Consider the following 19,669-nt stretch of genomic DNA (forward strand, 5'->3'; position numbering starts at 1 on the left):
CTTGGCCCACGCGACTGTCTACGACGAGGAAACTGCCTGGCCCCCAACGACCCAAACCGCTGCCGCTTGACAGAGATACCGCATGGGATGTCTGAGTTCAGGCTGCTCGACGAGGTGTGCGGGACCCTCGCCTACGACGAGTGCCACGCCTACACGCCGGCGCTCACCGAGGGCGGCAAGGCCCGAGACACCCATGCCTCGCTGGTCTTGATGCGTGACCACCTGCACTTGCTCGACAACCTTCGACGGCGGCCGAGCGCGACACGCCAGTGCCGACGACGGCTTGTTCGACCCCGGCGGTGAGCTGATCTGCCGGCTCGAGTCGTACGGACCCGATGAGCGGCCGGCCAATCCTTATGCGTCGGGCCGCCACGAGAAGGAGATCGTCGCCGACATCGCGACCGACCTGCAGGTCGTCGCCGACAGGACACTGCCCGATTGGCGATGCGTCGTGCTGGGGCTGGCACGGGTCGGCCGAAGGTCATATCAGTCCGCGGTGATCGCCTACAGCGCGGACGCGGGCAAGCTGTCGCAGTCAGACCATCATCGGGCACGTGAGATGTGGCGCAATGTTGCCGCACTGCCGGCTCCCATGCCCTGGGAGCACAAGGGACTCAAGCTGATCGCGTATCGAGCCGGCCGAACGCGGATCGAACGTACCGACGACGCTGCACAGGCTGCGTCGTGGACGGCCTACGGAATCGGATCTCCGCCCGTCGACGTCGTCGTCGAGGCGATGCGGCCCGGGATGCTCTGACTCTCGTCGGCACCCGCGGTGCCCCCAGTAGGGCTCGAACCTACGACCTGCGGATTAAAAGTCCGTAGCTCTACCAACTGAGCTATAGGGGCAGTCCTTCGGTTAACGAAGGCGGATGCGAGTTTACCCGGTCGGATCCGACGTCGGTGCGGACGGTCGGCCCCGTGCGTGTCATGATCGAGAAACCCGCTCTGACATGGCGATTTGTGTTTTCTCCGCGCGGTGTCCTAATCTAAGTCGGCTCCCAACGGAGCGCCTCCTAACGGAGAACCGGCCCCCTTCGTCTAGCGGCCTAGGACGCCGCCCTTTCAAGGCGGTAGCGCGGGTTCGAATCCCGTAGGGGGTACGCTGCGGGTTTCGACCGGCAGATAACTGAACATGGCCCTGTGGCGCAGTTGGTTAGCGCGCCGCCCTGTCACGGCGGAGGTCGCGGGTTCGAGTCCCGTCAGGGTCGCCAAAGGTTTCGGTATGCACCGGACCTTCCGGCCAGGTAGCTCAGTTGGTACGAGCGTCCGCCTGAAAAGCGGAAGGTCGCCGGTTCGATCCCGGCCCTGGCCACAGATATTGCCCCGACTTCGGTCGGGGCTTTCTCTGTTGCACCACATCTCGCAGCGAGTCAGTTGATGTGCTGTTTTCTTGACATCGGGCACATACCCATCTCATGTGGCATTTTCTTGACATCAGCATCCGAGGTTCGTAATGTGGCGATATGTCAACATCCGAGGGTTTCGACGATGTGCGGGTCCGATCCGCTTCCGCACTCGGCCGAGTCCTCCGGGCCGCACGTCAGTCACGCGGCATGACCCAATCCGATCTCGCCGACATCTCGAGCACCAACCGTTACACATTGGCTCAGATGGAGGACGGCGACGCCACCAAGGCCGTCGACCGGCTCTTCGATGTGCTCGCCGCACTGGAACTCGAACTCGCGGTCCGTCCTCGCCGTCGACGCCCGGCCGGCGAATGACCGAGTTGGACATCTGGCTCGACGGCGTGATCGTTGCGACGGCCGCGACGACATCTCGAGGCCGCAAGGTCATGGTGACCTACACCGATACCGCGACCGAAGCCTACGAGCAGGGCGACCCGATCCTGTCGTGCTCACTGCCCGCGCTACCAGGAGCAAACCCACCCGCCGCCTCACGCGCCTTTCTCGAGGGCCTGCTGCCAGAAGGACGGGCGTTGCAGATCGCGGCCGCGCATCTGCACGGCGTAGGCCTGGATTCGTCGGGTGCACCCGAGACCGCCGCCGACTCGATCAGACTGTTGGCGGAGTACGGAAGGGACTGTGCGGGAGCCGTGTCCGTCCTCCCGGCCGGCGAGCCGCCTTCGGCCAATGCTCGACCATCCGCACCGTTGACCGTCGAAGAACTCGGTTCGCTCATCGTCGATCTTCCGGTCCGGCCCCTGGGTGCGGACCGGGCAAGGGGGTTCGCATGTCCCTCGGCGGAGCGCAAGACAAGGTACTGCTCACCCGGGTGGGCGACGACTGGTGCACACCGCTGGACGGCTATCCGTCCACCCACATCCTCAAACCCGCGACCGTCTGGAGTCACAGCGCCGAGAATGAGGCGTTGGTGATGACACTCGCGCGGACATGCAGATTGTCCGACACCGATCTCTGGGTCGAGTCAATCGGCGGCAGAAGCACATTCGTGACCACACGATACGACCGGACGGTCGGCGAGGACGGGTCGATCACCCGCATCCACCAGGAGGACATGTGCCAGGCGCTCGGGATACGACCGAAGGACAAGTACCACGTGGGACGACCCTCGGAGCGCATGGCGCGGATCCTGCGTGAGTTCGCCGATTCACCAGGGCACGAGGTGCTCAGACTCTTCCGCCAAGTGGCGTTCCGGGCTTTGGTGGGCGATGAGGATGGCCACGGAAAGAACTACTCCCTGCTGTTGCGCGGCGGCTCCGCCACCGTCGCCCCCATCTATGACTCGCTGTGTACCCTCTACTACCCCGAACTGTCCGCACGGATGGCACTGCCCATCGGCGGCCAGACTTCGTTGGCGAAGGTCGACCGCGCCGCCCTGATCGCCGAGGCAAGGGCGATGCTCTTGCGGGAGGCTGACGCTCAAGCGGCCATCGATGACCTCGTCGCCGGAGTCCGGGCGGGGCTGGAATCACTGCCCGACGAGGTGACCTCCGGTTGGCCGTCGGATCACCTCATCACCACCATCACCGACCGGGCCCGACGCCTGGAATCGGGGCAACCTCTGGGCGACAACGGTTCCCGTTCACGAAGGCCCACTCTCGACGAGGCGACTGCGCGTCGGCACACACCGTGACCGACCGGCGACCGCAGGCCCCTGACCGACTCAGGTCACCGATTGGGCGACGCAGCGCCAAACACCGAGATACCTTCGCGGGCAGCATCACCGGCAATCACCCGGAGCTGATTGCGGTCTCGGCGCGCAGCGCACCGGCCAGATCGTGATCCCAGATCTGGTTGAGTAACGTCTTGGTGCCGGCGAGCGCTTGACCGGAGACCCGGCCAGGCGACCGGCGATCCCGGACCCACGGTGATCAGATCAGCGGCCGGGACCACCCATCCTGCCGCTCGACGCGCTTGCCTTCACCCTGGTCACAACCCTCGAATCCTTCTGTTACACATGGCTTGCCACCGATGGAGACATCGGCGTGGCACGCCCCGACGACGACACCGCCATCGAGATCCTGACCGCGATCTCGTACCGCACGGTGTACGGGCCCGGCACCGGGTAGTCCCGGGGGACGCTCAGCGCCACCGCCGCTGCAATTGCGGATCGGCCTGCCACCACAGGCCGGTTGACGCAACCGGGGTGTCCTCGCCGTCATCGGCCAGGTCGAGCACGGCGTCCACCGTGTCGGCGCGATCTCGCTCGTCCAGCCGGAATCGGTGAAACAACACCAGCAGGAACGGAAGCCCGATGAGGTCACCGAGTATCCAGAAGACACCCGCACCGATGGTCTGATCGGTGCGGAGTGACGGACCCCAGGTCCGGTGCAGCGCCTCATAGTACGTCGCCGCGATCAGCGGCCCCTGCCACATCACCACACCGAGAACGCCGTCACCCAACGTCTCCGCGAGGGTGATCAGCAACGACAGACCCTGCGGGTATCGTCGCGGCACCGGATCGAGTTGCAGCCGTGCGTAGAAGTAGCCGAAGCCGCAGAGCACCAGCAGAATTCGGGTGAGCACGTCGATAGCGTCGGAGCGCAGCACGAGCGGATACCAGCCGGTCAGGTAGATCAGCCAGGGCATGAGCACCACTCCCGCCGACGTCACCATCGGCGATGCGAGGACGCGAACGGCCCTCAAGGCGAGCGCATCGTCGACGAGTGATGCGCGATCGGGTCCGAGGGCCCGACGCAGGACCGATACCGGCCGGCCGAGGGCCAGACAGAATGGCACGGCGAGCAACACCACGACGAACTGCAGCGACCGCACCCAGAACAGGGTGTCGGCGTACACGCCGACGAAGCTGCACGCTCCGACGACCCACAGCACGACACCCGCCGCGAACGCACCGGCCGGCCGCCACCCGATTCCGGCGCGGCGCGCACCCCACGAGTAGATGAGCGCTATCGCCACGACGGGGAGCAGCGTCAGGTCGGCCCGCCACGAGGTGAACGCCGTGGTGAGTGTCAGTGGGGCAAGCGTCGATGACACGCGACCAGTATGCGCACACCGGGTACCGGGTAATCGACTCGTAAAATGCAGGACTGCAACCGGATTCGGTTGACTCAGACAACGCGGGCAAGATTGGGGCATCGATTGCCACAGATGACGCCGCAGGCGATCACCGGTGGAATAGGGTGGATCCACGGATCGTCGACGCGGAGGTCGGGACATGGGCAAGAAGAAGCACAAGCACAACAAGCACCACGAACCGGTGGCGATTCAGCAGGTTCCGCCATCACCGGACCGTGAACCCATGACCAACAAGGAGTTTCGCAAGCTCATCAAGCCCCTCCACGCCGAGCTCGTTGCCCTGCAGGAATGGGTGAAGTCCACCGGGGCCAAGATCTGCATCGTCTTCGAGGGCCGGGACACGGCCGGTAAGGGCGGGGTGATCAAGGCGCTCACCGAGCGGGTCAGTCCACGGGTATTCCGCGTCGTGGCGCTGCCCGCCCCCACCGAACGCGAGAAGTCGCAGATGTACATCCAGCGGTACGTGCCGCATCTGCCGGCTGCCGGCGAGGTGGTGATCTTCGACCGCAGTTGGTACAACCGTGCCGGCGTCGAACGCGTCATGGGATTCTGCACCGAGGAGCAGAGCAAGCAGTTCCTGGCCGACACCCCCGGCTTCGAGAAGGCCGTGGTCGCCTCCGGGATCATTCTGCTCAAGTACTGGCTCGAGGTCAGCGAGGAACAGCAGACACTGCGGCTGCAGGGGCGGATCGATGACCCGCGCAAGTACTGGAAGCTCTCCCCGATGGACCTGAAGTCCTACACACATCGGGATGACTACAGCCGGGCGCGTGACGAGATGTTCCGCACCACCGACACCGGCTGGGCGCCGTGGTACGTCGCCAACACCGACGACAAGAAGCGCGGACGCCTCAACGTCATCCACCATCTGCTCGAGCAAGTTCCCTACACGCCGCTGGAGCCCCTCGACATCACGCTGCCGGAACGGACGGTCGGCGAGTATCGCGCCGCCGACCTTCCGTTGCGCCGGATCGCGACGCCGTACTGACGCCGCCGGCGTGGTCAACTGAACGGGTGACCCATCCCGATCGAGACACCCTGACCGCACGCCTGGACGCCTTCGACCGCCGCGGTACCGAGCTCCCCGGCACCGCCGCCGCGGTGGCCGTCGTGGTCACCGAACGCGAGGGCACCCTCGGCATCTGGCTGATGAAGCGTCCGGCGACGATGCGTCGGCATGCGGCGCAGTTCGCCCTTCCGGGTGGCCGGTGCGACGCCGGCGAGGACGCCCCGACGGCCGCGTTGCGCGAACTGCAGGAGGAGATCGGCATCGCACTCGACGACGATGCCGTCGTCGGTCTGCTCGACGACTACCCGACCCGCTCGGGATTCGTGATCACCCCGGTCGTCTGCTGGGCGGGGGTTACCGAGGATCCCACGCCCAACCCGGACGAGGTGGCGCAACTGTTTTTCGTGCCTCTCGACGACGTCCTGGTCACTCCGCGGTTCCTGTCGATCCCCGAGTCCCCGCGTCCGGTCATCCAGCTGCCGATCGTCGGCGCCCTGGTCCACGCGCCGACGGCCGCGGTCATTCATCAGTTCGCCGAGGTATGCCTGCGCGGTCGCAACACGCGCGTCGACGGATACGAGCAACCGGTTTTCGCCTGGTCATAGACCTTCGGAAAGAATTTTCGCGGATCCGGGAATGAAATCGGACCGCGGTCCGGTTATGCTCGGTGATGGGTCACGACGGCCCAGAGACCACCCAGCATCACCAACCGAGCGTAGGAGCCACCATGAGCACCCCCACCGTCACCGCACCGATCGCCGCCGGCACCTGGACCATCGACCCGACCCACTCGACCGTCGGCTTCTCCGTGAAGCACCTGATGGTCAGCAAGGTCCGCGGCAAGTTCGACACCTTCAGCGGCACCATCACCGTCGCCGAGGACGGCACCCCGTCGGTGCAGGCCGAGATCGACGTCACCTCCATCACCACCGGAAACGCCCAGCGTGACGGGCACATCAAGTCGGCCGACTTCTTCGACGCCGAGAAGTTCCCGACCGCCACCTTCGTCTCCACCGACGTCCGCCCCGCCGGCGACGACTACAAGCTCGTCGGTGACTTCACCCTCAAGGGCGTCACCAAGCAGGTCGAGCTCGATCTCGAGTTCAACGGCCAGAACCCGGGCATGGGACACGGCGCCGTCGCCGGTTTCGAGGCCAACACCGTCATCAACCGCAAGGACTTCGGCATCGACATCGAGATGCCGCTCGAGGGCGGCGGCGTGGTCGTCGGCGACAAGATCACCATCACCCTCGAAATCGAGGCCGTTCAGCCTTCCTGAAATCGCAGGCCACTTGATATTCTGAGACTCCCTTCTCACAGGGAGCGGTGACGAACCGATCGGCGTCATCGCACACGAGACCGATACCGCGACCCCCGACTGCGGTATCGGTCTCGTCGTATGTGGGGTCGTGGCGATGCCGATGCGCCGGCCGACTTACCGCAGGATCGACCTACCGCCCGATCCGGCGACGGCGCCGATCGTGGCCGCCGACCGGCGAATCAACCCGGATGGCCGAGGCGACCTCAGGGCAGGATGAGCCGTGGCCGTGTACTCAGATCGGCCGCGGTCACCACCGCGTCGACCGCATCGAGGAACTGCGGGACGAACTTGTCAGCGCCGAGAACGCAGCAGGCGTGCCCGCCGTCGACGTCGAACCGTTGCGCCCCGGGGATGCCGTCAACCAGGAGCTGCTGACGTTCGGGCGACACGGTCTTGTCTCGAGTCGAGACGACCACCGCCGTCGGAACGTCGATCTGGTGCAGCCAGTCACGAGAATCGAAGCGACCCAGGCCTTCTCCGAAGTCACCGGTGTGCGACAGCGGCGTGGACAGGAACTGGCGCATCCCCCACACCACGGTGTTGGAGGTCGGCTTGTCCAGGGTCTGGCCCGATGATCGCGGGATCACCTTGTAGACCGGTTTGAGGAGGCGACCGGTGCGATTGGCCTGTTCACGCAGCCGCGGATCGTGCGTACTGAAGAACGGTCCGGTCGAGCACAGCACCAGGCCGGCGACGCGATCGGCATGCCGACGCCACGCCAGCTGCGAGATGCCACCACCCATCGAGAACCCGGCTGCGACAAAGCGTTCGACGCCCAGGACATCGGCCAGTGCCGCCACGTCGTCGGCGCAGTCGAGCAGGTTGAACTCGGTGGACCGGATACCCCGGCCGTGCCAGCGGTGGTCGAGCGTGATTACCCGGTACCGCTGATTCAATTCGGGGATGGTCGGGTACCAGCACAACAGGCCGGTCGTCATCACCGAGTGCTGCAAGATGATCACCGGGGCGTCGGCCGGACCGGAATCGGTGACGAAGGTGGCGCCCCGACCCGGGAGTTCGACCATGCGGCCGGTTGGCAGATCACGGACCCGCGGGTAGGGCGACTGCCCCAACGGTAAGGCTCGTGCCACCCGCTCCACCACTGACGTACTCACCAGTACGACGGTACGCGACAATCCTTCCGGGGACCTGGGGACGAGACGCCGCGCGTCAACCCCGACTACGCCCCTACGCGGCCAAAGTGCGATCCTGATCACATGATGGAAATCGACCGCCCGAAGATCGAGGGTTCGGTGGCCGTAGACGCCGGACGACGCCGTATCGGTTTCGCCGAGTTCGGTTCGGCTACCGGCCGCGCCGTGATCTGGCTACACGGCACGCCGGGTGCACGCAGGCAGATCCCGACCGAGGCGCGCGCCTACGCCGCCGAGAACCACATCCGTCTGATCGGCCTCGACCGGCCCGGTGTCGGCAGTTCCACTGCCCACCGCTACCAGAAGGTCGCCGACTTTCCCGCCGATCTCGAACCGGTACTCGAGGCACTGGGCATCGAGAGGTTCGCGGTGATCGGCATGTCCGGCGGCGGCCCGTACGCCCTGGCCTCCGCCTACGCCTTCCCCGACCGGGTGGTGGCCGCCGGGATCGTCGGCGGCGTGGCACCGACCGTCGGCCCCGAGGCCATCGGTGGCGGGGCGATGCGACTGGGGACACTCGCCGCACCGATCGTCGGTGTGGCGGGCGCACCGGTGGGCAAGGTCATCAGCTCGTTCCTGGGCGTGGCCCGGCCCATCGCCGATCCCGCGATCCGCCTCTACGGGCAACTGTCTCCGCGCGCCGACCGGGAACTGCTCGCCCGCCCGGAGTTCCGGGCGATGTTCCTCGACGACCTGCTCCACGGCGGGAGCCGCCGGATGGACGCGCCGTTCGCCGACATCCTGGCGTTCTCCCGCGACTGGGGTTTCCGCGTCGCCGACATCTCCACCCCGGTGCGGTGGTGGCACGGCGATCACGACCACATCATCCCGTATGCTCATGGAACACATATGGTTTCGCTGTTGAGTGATGCCAAGCTGTACGAGCTTCCCGGTGAGAGTCACCTCAGTGCGCTGGGTGCCTCGACCCAGATCCTCGCCGAACTGATGGCCCTATGGGATTCCGCTGACGCCGCCGAGGAACCCGCCGGACTTCTCATCGAGCCCTGACCAGGTAGTGGGCCCGCCATGACCGCAGACTCCAAATTCCCCAACGACTTTCCGGGCGTCCGGATTCGCGAACTGAGTTCCACCGACGACCTCGATGCGCTCACCCGGGTGTTCGACGATGTGTGGCACCCGGATCCGACGAATCGTCCGGTGAGCGTCGACATGCTCAAGGCGTTGTCGCACGCCGGCAACTACGTCGTCGGAGCGTATGTCGACGGCGAACTGGCCGGCGGGACCGTCGCCTTCTTCGGCGCCCCGGTCGGCGAGGTTCTGCACAGTCACATGACCGGGGTGTCGCGCCGCGGCACCGGACGTCGGGTCGGATTCGCGCTCAAACTGCATCAGCGTGACTGGGCGCGCGCGCAGGGACTGTCGCGAATCACCTGGACCTTCGATCCGCTGGTGGCACGCAACGCCTACTTCAATATCGCCAAACTCGGTGCCGTACCGGTGGCCTATCACCGTGACTTCTATGGCGCGATCGGCGACGAACTCGGCGGCATGGACGAATCCGACCGGATGGTGATGAGCTGGGCGATCGATGGACCGGACACGGTGGGCCGCAACGCCATCGACCCCGTCGGCGATCTCCGTGCCGCCGGCGGGGTCGCTGCGATCGACACGATGGACCCGGCGCATCCGATATCGGGCACCGAGGAGCCCGGTCCGGGGGACACCGTGCTGGTGGAGATTCCGCGGGACATCGAGGCGATGCGTCGAGTACATCCCGTAGCGGCGTCACGCTGGCGGCAGGTGACGCGAGACGCATTGTCGCCGTTGCTGTCCGATGGGCCGGTCCGTCCGGTGAGCTTCCTGCGATCGGGGTGCTATGTCTTCGGTCCGGCAACCGAGCGTGAACGCAACCCGATGAACGGAGCGTCGTGAAGATCACCGGAGTAGAGTTGCGGCGGGTGGAACTCCCGCTGGTGTCACCATTTCGCACATCCTTCGCCGTCGAGCGCAGCCGCAACGCCCTTCTCGTGCGGGTGGTCACCCCGGGCGCGGAGGGGTGGGGTGAATGCGTCAGTATCGACGAGCCGGTGTATTCGTCGGAGTACACCGACGGAGCGATAGACGTCCTGCGGCGCTTCCTGATTCCGGCGGTGACCAACGCCGACGACCTGACTGCGATTGCGGTGGCGCCACGCCTGGCCCACATCAAGGGACACCGCATGGCCAAGGCGGCGTTGGAGGCAGCGGTCCTCGACGCCGAATTACGGTCGGCGGGGATGTCATTGGCGTCCCGACTCGGCGGTACCGCGACGTCGGTGCCGGTCGGGGTGAGCGTCGGCATCAAAGACGACATCGGCGCCCTGCTCGACGAGGTCTCCGGATATCTCGAATCCGGTTACGGCAGAATCAAACTGAAGATCCAGCCCGGGTGGGATGTGGAGCCGGTCGCGGCCGTGCGAGACCGCTGGGGTCCACGCCTCCCATTACAGGTCGACGCCAACACCGCCTACAGTCCGGCCGATCTGCGTCATCTGACCCGCCTCGATGAGTACGACCTCCTGCTCATCGAGCAGCCGTTCGACGAGGAGGACATCGCCAGTCACGCACGGCTGCGCCAGATCTCGACGACACCGGTGTGTCTCGATGAATCCATTCTGTCGGCCGCGGGGGCGGCCGACGCGATCACCCGCGGGGCGGTCGACATCGTCAACATCAAACCGGGCCGCGTGGGCGGATACCTCGAGGCGGCCCGCATCCACGACGTCTGCGCCGCGCACGGAATCCCGGTGTGGTGCGGCGGCATGCTCGAGACCGGAATCGGCCGCGCCGCCAACCTCGCACTGGCCTCACTCCCGGGCTTCACCCTGCCCGGCGACATCTCCTCGTCGGCACGCTACTTCCACACCGACATCACCGAACCCTTTGCGGCACAGGATGGTCGGATGACCGTTCCTACCGGACCGGGCATCGGCGTCACACCACTGACCGATACCCTGGCGGCCCTGACCACGTGGAGTGAGTGGATCACCGGGCCATGAGCCCCGGGGTGACAAAAGTGGGGGAAGAAGATTCTTCCCCCACTTTTTGCAACCGGTTCGCGCGGACGGTTCGCTACTCGTCGTCGAGTTCGGCGAGGATGGCATCGGTGTGCTCACCGAGGGCGGGGACCGCACCCATCGACAGTTCGACGTCGTCAAAGGTGATGGGCGGCAACAGTGCTCGGATCGAGCCGATCTCCGTGTCGACGGTGCGCCATCGGTCGCGGGCGGAGAGTTGGGGATGTTCCACCAGACCTGCGACGTCGCGGATCTGGGCGGCCGGGATGCCGGCCTTCGCCAACCGCTCGTCGAGGTCGGCGCCGGAGAAGTCGCGGGTGCAGTGGGCGACGAGTCCGTCGACCTCGCCGCGGCGGGCGACCCGCTCGATGTTGGTGGCGTAGCGCGGGTCGTCGGCGAGGTCGGGGCGACCGAACACGTCGGTCACCAGAGCGCGCCAACCGCGGTCGTTCTGAACGCCGATGAGGATCTCGCCGTCGCGCGTCGGGTAGGCGTCGTAGGGAACGATCGCGGCATGCCCCACCCCGCAGCGTGGGATCTGCCGATCCTCGTACATCTGGATGTACATGGCGTGGCCCATCCACTCGACAGTGGCGTCGAACATCGACACCGAGATGCTTGCGCCGCGGCCGGTCACGCCGCGACGCACCAGCGCCGACAGGATCGAGGTGAGCGCGTACATCCCGGCGGCGATGTCGGAGGTCGGTACGCCGGTCTTGGTGGCGTGCTCGGCGGTACCGGTCACCGAGATCAGTCCGGCCTCGGCCTGCACCAACATGTCGTAGGCCTTCCGGTCACACATCGGGCCATGGGTGCCGTAGCCGCTCATGTCGACCACGATGAGTTCGGGATGACCGGCCCGCAGTGTGCCCGCATCCAACCCGAGGCGGGTCGCGGCGCCCGGCGCAAGATTCTGCAGGAAGACATCGGCGCGGCCGATGAGGCGGCGCACCTGCTGCTTACCCAGCTCGGACTTGAGGTCGACCGCAAAGGACTCCTTACCGCGGTTCAGCCACACGAAATGCGACGCCAAACCCTCGACCGCGGCGTCGTAGTTGCGGGCGAAATCCCCCTCCCCGACCCGCTCCACCTTGATGACGCGCGCCCCGAGGTCGGCAAGGTGCCGGGTGGCCAGCGGCGCGGCAACCGCCTGCTCGACGGCCACCACCGTCAAGCCGGCCAACGGCAACCCGCCGTCGGCGCCGGCGTCACCGGCGGGGTCAGCAGAGGTCGCATCATCGAAGCCCACTGCGCCACCCTGACCGTCGCACCCTGCGGTGTCAACGTCCGAGCACATCTGGGACACATAGGGTTTACCTCACGATGTATGAGCCCAGAAATGGTTGCCCGATGCACCTATCCCGTGATCGTATGGATCGATGAGCACTGCATCGGATACCGAGCCGACGGGCTTGTCGGTGGTGGTCACCGGCCACCGACAGCGCGAGGCATGGGCTGAGAAGGTTCTCCCACCGGTCGAGGAGGTCCGTCCCGGCCTGTTCTCCGTTCCGGTGCCGATGCCGGGCAATCCGCTGCGCTACATCCTGGTGTACGCGCTGGTCACCGCCGACGGTGGACTGGCTCTCATCGACACCGGCTGGAACACCGACGAGTCGTGGGACACCCTCGTCGCGGGGATTCATGCCACCGGGCACGACCTCTCCGACATCACCGATGTCTTCATCACCCACCTGCACCCCGACCACTTCGGTCTGGTCCCCCGTCTGCTCGAGCACACCGATCCGCGGCTGGGTATGCACCGCAACGACGCCCGGTTCCTGCGTCATCACGACGAGGAGGAGGTGGCCCGCCAAGTCACCGACGCCCAGCTCGATCTCGTGGATCTGGGCGCTCCCACCGAGATCGTCGACGCCGGAATCCGTGAGATCGTGCGTCTACCGAAGGGCCGCACGATGGACGTCGAACTGGACGGCGGCGAACCCCTGGACATCCCCGGCTGGAACCTACGCGCGATCTGGACACCCGGTCACACGGCCGGGCATCTGTGTTTCGCCGACGACGACGCCGGGGTGATCTTCACCGGCGATCATCTGCTCCCCCGGATCAGTCCGAACGTCTCCACCAACCCGTTCCAGAGCCGGAGTCCACTCGCCGACTATCTGACCTCACTGGCCAATACCGAGCACCTCGGTGATCTCGAGGCGATGCCGTCGCACGAGTACCGATTCCGCGGCCTGTCCGACCGCGTCACCGACCTGCTGTCCCATCATGAGGAGCGGCTGACCGAGATCGCCGAGACCATCACCAACGCACCGGGATCCACCGCCTGGGAGATCACCCGGTCGGTCACCTGGTCACGGCCGTTCGAGCAGCTGTCGTTACCTCTGAGCCGAATGGCGTTGCGCGAGACCAATGCCCACCTGTTGGTATTGGCCGAACGCGGACTCATCAAGGGCGTCGGCACCGAACCCATCGGGTGGTTCCCGATCGCGTCGACATCCACACCATCGCATTCCACTTCCCGAGAGGACATCTCCCGATGAGTCCGGTCACAACCGAATTCGCCGACGGCGTCGCCGTTTTCACCATCGACCGCCCCGAGGCGCGCAATGCGGTCAACAGCGAGGTCGCCGAACTCCTCGCCGCCGCCATGGACGAGTTCGATTCCCGCGACGACATCACCGTCGGAATCCTCACCGGAGCGGGTGGAACCTTCTGCGCCGGAATGGACCTCAAGGCCTTCACCCGCGGCGAGGTTCCGAGCGTTCCCGGTCGCGGCTTCGGCGGCATCACCGAGAAGCCGCCGAGCAAACCGTTGATCGCCGCGGTCGAGGGCTGGGCCCTGGCCGGTGGTTGCGAGCTGGCCCTGTCCGCGGATCTGATTGTCGCCGCCGACAACGCGAAATTCGGTCTGCCGGAGGTGAAGCGCGGACTCGCAGCCGCTGCCGGCGGCCTGCTGCGGCTGCCGAAGATCCTCCCCTATCAGCTGGCCATGGAGATCGCCCTCACCGGAGACCCGATCACCGCCCAGCGTGCGCACGATGCCGGCCTGGTCAACGTCCTCACCGCCCCCGGCGGGGCGCTCGACGGCGCGCGGGAACTCGGCGCACGCATCGCCGCCAACGGCCCGCTCGCGGTCCGCGCCACCAAGGAGGTCGTCGGCATGGCGATCCGCTACACCGATCCCGACCTCGTCACCGCACAGCGCAGTGTCCTCGACCCGATCTTCGCCTCCGCCGACGCACAAGAAGGCGCTTTGGCCTTCGCCGAGAAACGTGCCCCGAAGTGGACCGGGAGCTGACTACTATGCTCGTATGATCCCGCCCCCATCCGGCCCCGGCCTATCGCGCCGACGCCTTCTCACCGGTGCCGGCATGGGTATTGCCGGGTTGATGGCCGGCACCCCGGTGGTATCGAAGGCCGTTGCCGCACTGAATGATTCATCGTTTGTCTCCGCGGCACCGGTTCCCGGGTGGACGGACGGCTTCCACTTCGGCGTCGCCAGTTCGGGTTTCCAATGCGAGGGATTCAACCCGGATTCCAACTGGCGCCGCTACACCGACCGCGCGGCTGCCGCGGGCACCGTCGATCCGGTACGTTCTGCCGTCGACTTCCGGCACCGCTACGCCGAGGACCTACGACTCGCACAGGGTTTGGGGCTCAACACGTTCCGGCTCGGCATCGAATGGGCGCGCGTGGAACCGCGCCGCGGACATTACGATCCGACGGCGCTCGCCTACTACGACGCGGTGATCTCGACGATCCGGTCGCTGGCTATGAGCCCGATGATCACCCTGGTGCATTACGTGTACCCCGGGTGGGTGGCCGATCAGGGCGGGTTCCTCGCTTCGGACACCCTGCGTGACTTCGAGCGATATGCGCGCATGATCACCGCCCGCTACGCCGAAGCCTGCACGATGTGGATCAGCTTCAACGAGCCACTCGTGTTCTACGGCCACGAGATGGAGATCGGCGCGATCACTGCCGGCGATCTGCCGCGGTTCCTCGATGCCGTCGCCGAGGGGCATCGCATCGCCCACCGGGTGGCGCACGCAGCGAACCCGAAGGCACGCGTCGCCGTCAACGAGGCGTTCCTGCCTGCGGTGACGCCGGTGACCGACGCGATGTTCCTCGATCGGGTCGTCGACGTTCTCGACTTCATCGGGATTGACTACTACTACGGTGCCGCGCTCAGCAACCTCACCGCGATCTACGGTGCGACAAGCGAGTTCGCCCGGATCACACCGCAACCCGACGACATCTATCAGGCGTGCCACCATTACGCCCGGGCGTTCCCCGGCAAGCCGCTGTACATCGTCGAGAACGGGATGCCCACCGACAACGGCCAACCGCGGGCCGACGGCTATACCCGCGGAAACTTCATCCGCGACACGATGTTCTGGCTTCAGCGGACCCGCGGCGAGGGACTGCCCGTCGTCGGCTACAACCATTGGGCGATCACCGACAACTACGAGTGGGGTACCTATGACTCACGCTTCGGGTTGTATCAGGTCGACGTGCTGACAGATCCGACCCTGACGCGCAAGCCCACCACCGGTGTCGAGGCCTATCGGGAGATGACCGCACGCCACGGCCCGCCCGCGGGGTATCGCCCCGTGATGGCCCCGGCCACCGGCTCCTTCGCCCGTGTGCCACAGTCCTGGACGTCGCCGTCGGTGGTGGCCGGGCCACGGGCGCGGTTGGCCTAGGATCGACGGGTGGACCTGCATCTCGCCACCTACTTCGTCGCAGTCATCGACCACGGCGGCATCACCAAGGCGGCTCAGGCGCTCTACATCTCGCAGCCGTCGCTGTCGCAGGCCATCCGCACCCTCGAACGTCGTCTCGGTGTCACCCTGTTCGACCGCGCCGGCCGTCGCCTCGAACTCACCGACGCCGGACGCCGGGTGGAGGTGGCCGCGCGACGCATCCTGACCGACGTCGACCGCGCCAAGGCCAAGGTCGCGGCGGTCCGCGAATTGCGTTCGGGACGTGTGGATATCGTCGCGGATGCCTCCTTCGCGATCGATCCGCTGGTGTCGCTGGTACGGGCCTTCCGCACGCGATTCGATCACGTCCTGGTGCGGATCACCGCCGCCGACGGCCCCGCCGGCATCCTCACCGCGCTGCGCAGCGGCGACGCCGAGATCGGGGTGATGGATTCCGACGCCGACCATGCGAGTTTCACCGCGGTGCCGCTGGGGACGCAGGAGTTGGTGCTGGTCGCCGCACCGGGCATCGTCGACGACGACCTACCCGACGCCGACGGCAGACTGTCACACGCGCGTGTTCGTGACCTGCCGTTGATTGTCGATCTGTCCGATCAGGCCAGTGCCGCGGTTTTCGCCGGGATCGTCGCCGACGGCGCCCGCAACGTGGTCGTGGATTCGGCACATCCCAACGTGACGTGGGATCTGGTGTCACGCGGGGTCGGTGCGACCATCGCGCCGCGGGCGGTGGCCGCCGACGAGGCACCGCCATTGCCCGTCTACGAGTTGCGGCCGCCGTTGCGACGCCACTACGGCCTGGTCCTGCGGTCCGGTCAACCGTCGCCCGCGGCGGCGGCGTTCATCGCCACCGCGCGCGGTGTGCTCGGTTCGCCGTCGGCACCCGGCTCGGATCCCGGTCCACTCGACGACGTGGCGGTGTGGTGAGCCGTGGAGTTACGTCAGGTCGAGTACTTCCTCGCCGTCGTCGAGCACGGCGGCATCGGCGGCGCGTCCACCGCGTTGGGCGTCACCCAACCGACTGTGTCCCAAGCACTTCGGGCTCTGGAACGGGAGCTCGGGGTGCAACTGTTCCACCACATCGGTCGCGGTATGGTGCCGAGTTCCGCCGGCCGCGCCCTGGTGGGTAGCTCACGGCAGATCATCCGCGACGTCGGCGCCGTCGACGATGCACTGTCGGCGGCCGGCGGTGAGGTGACCGGCCGGGTGGAGATCCTGGCCTCGCCCTTTGTCGAGGGACAAGCCGTCACCGACCTGATCCAGCGCTTTCGGCTCGACCATCCCAGTGTCACCGTTCATCTGGGCGATCTTCGCGACGAGGAACTGGCCGCGACCATGCTCGAGGAGGGTCGCTGCGAGTTCGTGATCACCCACTTGTCCACGGTGTCCGACGATCTCGACGCCATCGTGCTCGGTGAGCACGAGTACTGGCTGGTCTGCCCACCGGGCACCGAGCTTCCTGACGGTCCGGTGGCGGTGGCGGACATGCCACTCATTCCGATGATCTTTGTCCCGAGGGGCGGCTCGGTGGCCAACGAGATCGAAAGCGCCATCCGCGAATCCGGGGTTCGACTACCCCTCGCGGTGATCTCCGCGCATCGGCAGGAACGGTTGCCGATGGTGCTCGCCGGGATCGGCGGCAGCCTCCTCGAACGGCAGATCGCCGAAGCTGTCGCCGACCGCGCCGTAGTGCGCCCGATGAGTCCGCGTTTCGCGCGGACCTTCGCGCTCGTCTTCGATCCGGGCGCTCTGTCGTTGGCGGGTCAGGCGTTTGCCGATACCGCGCGGGCGATGATCGGAGGCTGAGGAGCCGTATCCGCCGAGTCGGGCATGTCGGGGTCGAGGAGGTTCCACGGTTGAGTGCTGTTGCGTGCGTGAGGTTTTCGGATTGCGGTGGTCTCGACCTCGACAAGCTCGGCCCGGCGGACACACGACGAGCTCGCTTCGCGTGCGCACTCGACCAGCGGGAGTGACGGCCGCCGCCTCCTCAGGAATCCAGGTCGTCGGCGATCCGACGAATCTCCGATCTCTTTGCCCGATGTCGCGCAAACAGGTAGGCGGCCGTGCCGCCGGCCACCCCGCCGACTATCGCTCCGACGATCGTGGCCGAGTCGCCGGACGGAGTGATCTCGAGGATGACCGCGAGGGCCATGGACACTGAACACGCTCCCGTGATCACGCCGAGACCGAGGACGCGTCGCCGTGAGGCACGAGCGTAGACCAGCGATTGCGCGTCGACGCCACGCGCCTTGGCAAACCGCTGCCATTCCATCGCCGGCACGATCAGTACCAGCCACAAGCCGATCGTGACCCAGATCGGGATGAACCAGGCAGCCACCGCTGAGAGGATCCACAGCGCAACCGCCATCACCGAATAGATGTAGGCGTAGCCCTCGAGCAGGACCGCCCGTTCTCGTTCATCCCCCCCAGGAGGCGTCTTCGGGTCCGAGGACGAGATTCGGGAGAGTTTTTCGTGCTGAACCCATGTCATTCCTTCCGATCATCGAGCGGAAACAGTTCCTCCACGGTCGCACCGAGAGCTCGTGCGATCCGCAACGCCAAGTACACCGACGGCGCGTAATCGCCACGCTCCAGCGACACGATCGTCTGCCTGCTCACCCCGACCGCCGATGCCAGATCGGCCTGTCGCATGGCGTTCCGGATCCGCGCCACCCGTACTGGTGACTCCCCATCCGCCATGCCACGAGTAAAGCCCGCTTGACATGATATGTCAAGCGGGCTTTACACGGATCTCTGGGCGCGGCTGTCAGCCCACCCGCTCAAAGACTGCCGCGAGTCCCTGACCACCGCCGATACACATCGTCTCGAGACCGTACCGGGCCTCGCGGCGGTGCAGTTCCCGAGCGAGGGAGGCGAGCATGCGGCCGCCGGTGGCACCGACCGGATGGCCCAGCGAGATCCCGGAGCCGTGGACATTCGTGCGCGCGAAATCGGCACTGTCGGTGGAGAACCGGCCGAAACCCCATTCCCGGGTGACCGCGAGGGCCTGCGCCGCGAATGCCTCGTTCAGCTCGATGACGTCGATGTCCGACAACGCCAAACCCGCTTTGGCCAAGGCCTTCTCGGTGGCCGGGACCGGACCGATACCCATCGTGCGGGGCGGCACACCTGCCAGACCCCACGACACCAGCCGCACCAGCGGTCGCAGCCCATGCTTCTCGGCGACGTCGGACGTGGTGACGATGCACATCGACGCGGCGTCGTTCTGGCCGCTGGCATTGCCCGCGGTCACCGTGGCGTCGGGGTCGGTTTTGCCCATGATCGGCCGCAGACCCGACAGTGCCTCGAGCGAGATGTCGGCACGCGGATGTTCGTCGGTGTCGATGACGTTCTCGCTCTTCCGGTTCCGGACGGTGACCGGGATGATCTCCTCGGCCAGGATGCCGTCCTTCTGTGCGCGGACGGCCCGCTGGTGGGATTCCACCGCGAGTTCGTCCTGCTCGGCGCGGGAGATGTCGTACTCCGCACGCAGGTTCTCGGCGGTCTCGATCATCCCGCCGGACACCGGGTAGTTCTTGCCTCCGGCGGTGGATCGTGCGCGCACGAGGCTGTCGTGCATAACGATTCCGGTGCGCGCCCCGCCCCAACGCATGTCCACCGAGTAGAACGACGCGTTGCTCATCGACTCGGTACCACCGGCGATCACGAGATCGTTGTCACCGGCGGCCACCTGATGGCCGGCCTGGATGACGGCCTGCAGGCCGGATCCGCATCGGCGGTCGATGTGCATGCCGGGTACCGTCGTCGGCAGTCCGGCGTCCAGCGCCACCACTCGGCCGATGGCCGGCGCCTCACTGTTGCCGTTGCAGTGCCCGAGAATCACATCCTCGGCGACGTCCGGCGCAATACCGGTGCGCTCGAGTAGGCCGGACAATGCGGTCACCCCCAGCCCGACGGCGGTCAACGATTGAAACATGCCGCCGTAGCGGCCGATCGGGGTGCGAACCGGTTCACAGATGACCACGTCGCGCATGGGTCTGCCCTTCTCCTTCGTGA

20 protein-coding genes, 4 tRNA genes and 1 pseudogene are annotated in these 19,669 nt (G+C 66.5%); 18 read left to right on the top strand and 7 right to left on the bottom strand.

Going from position 1 to position 19,669, the window contains the following annotated elements; translation table 11 throughout:
* Nucleotides 1-214: 214 nt before the first annotated feature.
* On the top strand, nt 215-757 hold the full coding sequence (locus ACWETB_RS18585; RefSeq protein ID WP_452212806.1) for a hypothetical protein: 543 nt from the start codon (nt 215-217) through the stop codon (nt 755-757).
* A gap of 19 nt (nt 758-776) precedes the next feature.
* Here ACWETB_RS18585 and ACWETB_RS18590 read toward each other — a convergent pair.
* Nucleotides 777-849, bottom strand: a tRNA-Lys gene (locus tag ACWETB_RS18590).
* 181 nt (nt 850-1,030) lie between these two features.
* Between ACWETB_RS18590 and ACWETB_RS18595 the strand changes: the two genes are divergently transcribed.
* From ACWETB_RS18595 to ACWETB_RS18620, 6 genes and pseudogenes are all read left to right on the top strand, one after another.
* Nucleotides 1,031-1,103: transfer RNA gene (locus tag ACWETB_RS18595), tRNA-Glu, on the top strand.
* A 34-nt stretch (nt 1,104-1,137) separates the two neighbouring features.
* Nucleotides 1,138-1,214: transfer RNA gene (locus tag ACWETB_RS18600), tRNA-Asp, on the top strand.
* Between the two features lie 27 nt (nt 1,215-1,241).
* Nucleotides 1,242-1,315 (top strand) — tRNA-Phe (locus tag ACWETB_RS18605).
* Between the two features lie 151 nt (nt 1,316-1,466).
* The gene (locus ACWETB_RS18610; protein WP_452212808.1) at nt 1,467-1,724 is read left to right on the top strand and encodes a helix-turn-helix domain-containing protein; all 258 of its coding nucleotides are present in this window, start codon (nt 1,467-1,469) and stop codon (nt 1,722-1,724) included.
* Nucleotides 1,721-2,053 (top strand): annotated as a pseudogene (locus ACWETB_RS18615) (HipA N-terminal domain-containing protein); the annotation flags it as partial. The gene ACWETB_RS18610 and the pseudogene ACWETB_RS18615, both read left to right, overlap by 4 nt.
* A 140-nt stretch (nt 2,054-2,193) precedes the next feature.
* Nucleotides 2,194-3,057 carry a HipA domain-containing protein gene (locus ACWETB_RS18620; RefSeq protein WP_452212810.1) on the top strand — a complete coding sequence of 288 codons (864 nt, stop codon included), beginning with the start codon at nt 2,194-2,196 and terminating at the stop codon, nt 3,055-3,057.
* Between the two features lie 449 nt (nt 3,058-3,506).
* Here ACWETB_RS18620 and ACWETB_RS18625 read toward each other — a convergent pair whose 3' ends face one another.
* The gene (locus ACWETB_RS18625; protein ID WP_452212812.1) at nt 3,507-4,421 is read right to left on the bottom strand and encodes a cytochrome c oxidase assembly protein; all 915 of its coding nucleotides are present in this window, start codon (nt 4,419-4,421) and stop codon (nt 3,507-3,509) included.
* A 181-nt stretch (nt 4,422-4,602) separates the two neighbouring features.
* Here ACWETB_RS18625 and ppk2 point away from each other — a divergent pair, with 181 nt between their 5' ends.
* From ppk2 to ACWETB_RS18640, 3 genes are all read left to right on the top strand, one after another.
* Nucleotides 4,603-5,451: a polyphosphate kinase 2 gene (ppk2, locus tag ACWETB_RS18630; RefSeq protein ID WP_452212814.1), complete on the top strand. Its 849-nt coding sequence runs from the start codon at nt 4,603-4,605 to the stop codon at nt 5,449-5,451.
* A gap of 26 nt (nt 5,452-5,477) precedes the next feature.
* Entirely contained in the window at nt 5,478-6,077 is a 600-nt protein-coding gene (locus ACWETB_RS18635) for an NUDIX hydrolase (RefSeq protein ID WP_449742021.1), read from the top strand.
* A gap of 122 nt (nt 6,078-6,199) precedes the next feature.
* A complete protein-coding gene (locus ACWETB_RS18640) occupies nt 6,200-6,751 on the top strand; it encodes a YceI family protein (RefSeq protein WP_449742022.1) in 552 nt (183 codons plus the stop codon).
* Between the two features lie 245 nt (nt 6,752-6,996).
* On the opposite strand, the gene ACWETB_RS18645 is transcribed toward ACWETB_RS18640, so the two are convergent.
* The gene (locus ACWETB_RS18645) at nt 6,997-7,818 is read right to left on the bottom strand and encodes an alpha/beta fold hydrolase (protein ID WP_449742428.1); all 822 of its coding nucleotides are present in this window, start codon (nt 7,816-7,818) and stop codon (nt 6,997-6,999) included.
* Between the two features lie 192 nt (nt 7,819-8,010).
* Between ACWETB_RS18645 and ACWETB_RS18650 the strand changes: the two genes are divergently transcribed.
* Genes ACWETB_RS18650 through menC form a run of 3 tightly spaced genes read left to right on the top strand, consistent with a single transcriptional unit; the run spans nt 8,011 to nt 10,946 of the window.
* Nucleotides 8,011-8,955 (top strand): alpha/beta fold hydrolase, encoded by a 945-nt coding sequence (locus ACWETB_RS18650; RefSeq protein WP_452212817.1) that lies wholly within the window; start codon nt 8,011-8,013, stop codon nt 8,953-8,955.
* 18 nt (nt 8,956-8,973) lie between these two features.
* Complete coding sequence (locus ACWETB_RS18655) at nt 8,974-9,840, top strand: GNAT family N-acetyltransferase (RefSeq protein ID WP_449742024.1); 867 nt, start codon at nt 8,974-8,976, stop codon at nt 9,838-9,840.
* Nucleotides 9,837-10,946 (top strand): o-succinylbenzoate synthase, encoded by a 1,110-nt coding sequence (gene menC, locus ACWETB_RS18660; RefSeq protein WP_452212819.1) that lies wholly within the window; start codon nt 9,837-9,839, stop codon nt 10,944-10,946. Before ACWETB_RS18655 ends, menC begins: the two co-directional genes overlap by 4 nt.
* A gap of 73 nt (nt 10,947-11,019) precedes the next feature.
* Here menC and ACWETB_RS18665 read toward each other — a convergent pair whose 3' ends face one another.
* The gene (locus ACWETB_RS18665) at nt 11,020-12,213 is read right to left on the bottom strand and encodes a CaiB/BaiF CoA transferase family protein (RefSeq protein WP_452212821.1); all 1,194 of its coding nucleotides are present in this window, start codon (nt 12,211-12,213) and stop codon (nt 11,020-11,022) included.
* A gap of 130 nt (nt 12,214-12,343) precedes the next feature.
* On the opposite strand from ACWETB_RS18665, the gene ACWETB_RS18670 reads away from it, so the two are divergent.
* From ACWETB_RS18670 to ACWETB_RS18690, 5 genes are read left to right on the top strand one after another with little or no spacing between them, the layout of a single operon-like run.
* On the top strand, nt 12,344-13,468 hold the full coding sequence (locus ACWETB_RS18670; protein WP_449742027.1) for an MBL fold metallo-hydrolase: 1,125 nt from the start codon (nt 12,344-12,346) through the stop codon (nt 13,466-13,468).
* Entirely contained in the window at nt 13,465-14,226 is a 762-nt protein-coding gene (locus ACWETB_RS18675) for a crotonase/enoyl-CoA hydratase family protein (RefSeq protein WP_449742028.1), read from the top strand. Before ACWETB_RS18670 ends, ACWETB_RS18675 begins: the two co-directional genes overlap by 4 nt.
* Nucleotides 14,227-14,239: 13 nt before the next feature.
* Nucleotides 14,240-15,634, top strand: a complete 1,395-nt coding sequence (locus ACWETB_RS18680) for a family 1 glycosylhydrolase (RefSeq protein ID WP_452212824.1) — start codon at nt 14,240-14,242, stop codon at nt 15,632-15,634.
* A 9-nt stretch (nt 15,635-15,643) separates the two neighbouring features.
* Nucleotides 15,644-16,579 carry a LysR family transcriptional regulator gene (locus tag ACWETB_RS18685; protein WP_452212826.1) on the top strand — a complete coding sequence of 312 codons (936 nt, stop codon included), beginning with the start codon at nt 15,644-15,646 and terminating at the stop codon, nt 16,577-16,579.
* A 3-nt stretch (nt 16,580-16,582) separates the two neighbouring features.
* Nucleotides 16,583-17,458, top strand: coding sequence for a LysR family transcriptional regulator (locus tag ACWETB_RS18690; RefSeq protein WP_452212828.1), 876 nt, complete (start codon nt 16,583-16,585; stop codon nt 17,456-17,458).
* Between the two features lie 181 nt (nt 17,459-17,639).
* Here the strand turns inward: ACWETB_RS18690 and ACWETB_RS18695 are convergent, their stop codons facing one another.
* The 3 genes from ACWETB_RS18695 to ACWETB_RS18705 all read right to left on the bottom strand — a co-directional run bounded on the left by ACWETB_RS18695 (nt 17,640) and on the right by ACWETB_RS18705 (nt 19,646).
* Nucleotides 17,640-18,143, bottom strand: a complete 504-nt coding sequence (locus ACWETB_RS18695) for a hypothetical protein (protein ID WP_452212830.1) — start codon at nt 18,141-18,143, stop codon at nt 17,640-17,642.
* Nucleotides 18,140-18,352: a helix-turn-helix transcriptional regulator gene (locus ACWETB_RS18700; protein WP_452212832.1), complete on the bottom strand. Its 213-nt coding sequence runs from the start codon at nt 18,350-18,352 to the stop codon at nt 18,140-18,142. The genes ACWETB_RS18695 and ACWETB_RS18700 overlap by 4 nt, the downstream gene beginning before the upstream one ends.
* A gap of 67 nt (nt 18,353-18,419) precedes the next feature.
* The gene (locus tag ACWETB_RS18705) at nt 18,420-19,646 is read right to left on the bottom strand and encodes an acetyl-CoA C-acetyltransferase (protein WP_452212834.1); all 1,227 of its coding nucleotides are present in this window, start codon (nt 19,644-19,646) and stop codon (nt 18,420-18,422) included.
* Nucleotides 19,647-19,669 lie beyond the last annotated feature (23 nt).

The sequence above is a fragment of the Gordonia sp. NPDC003950 genome, assembly GCF_053605205.1.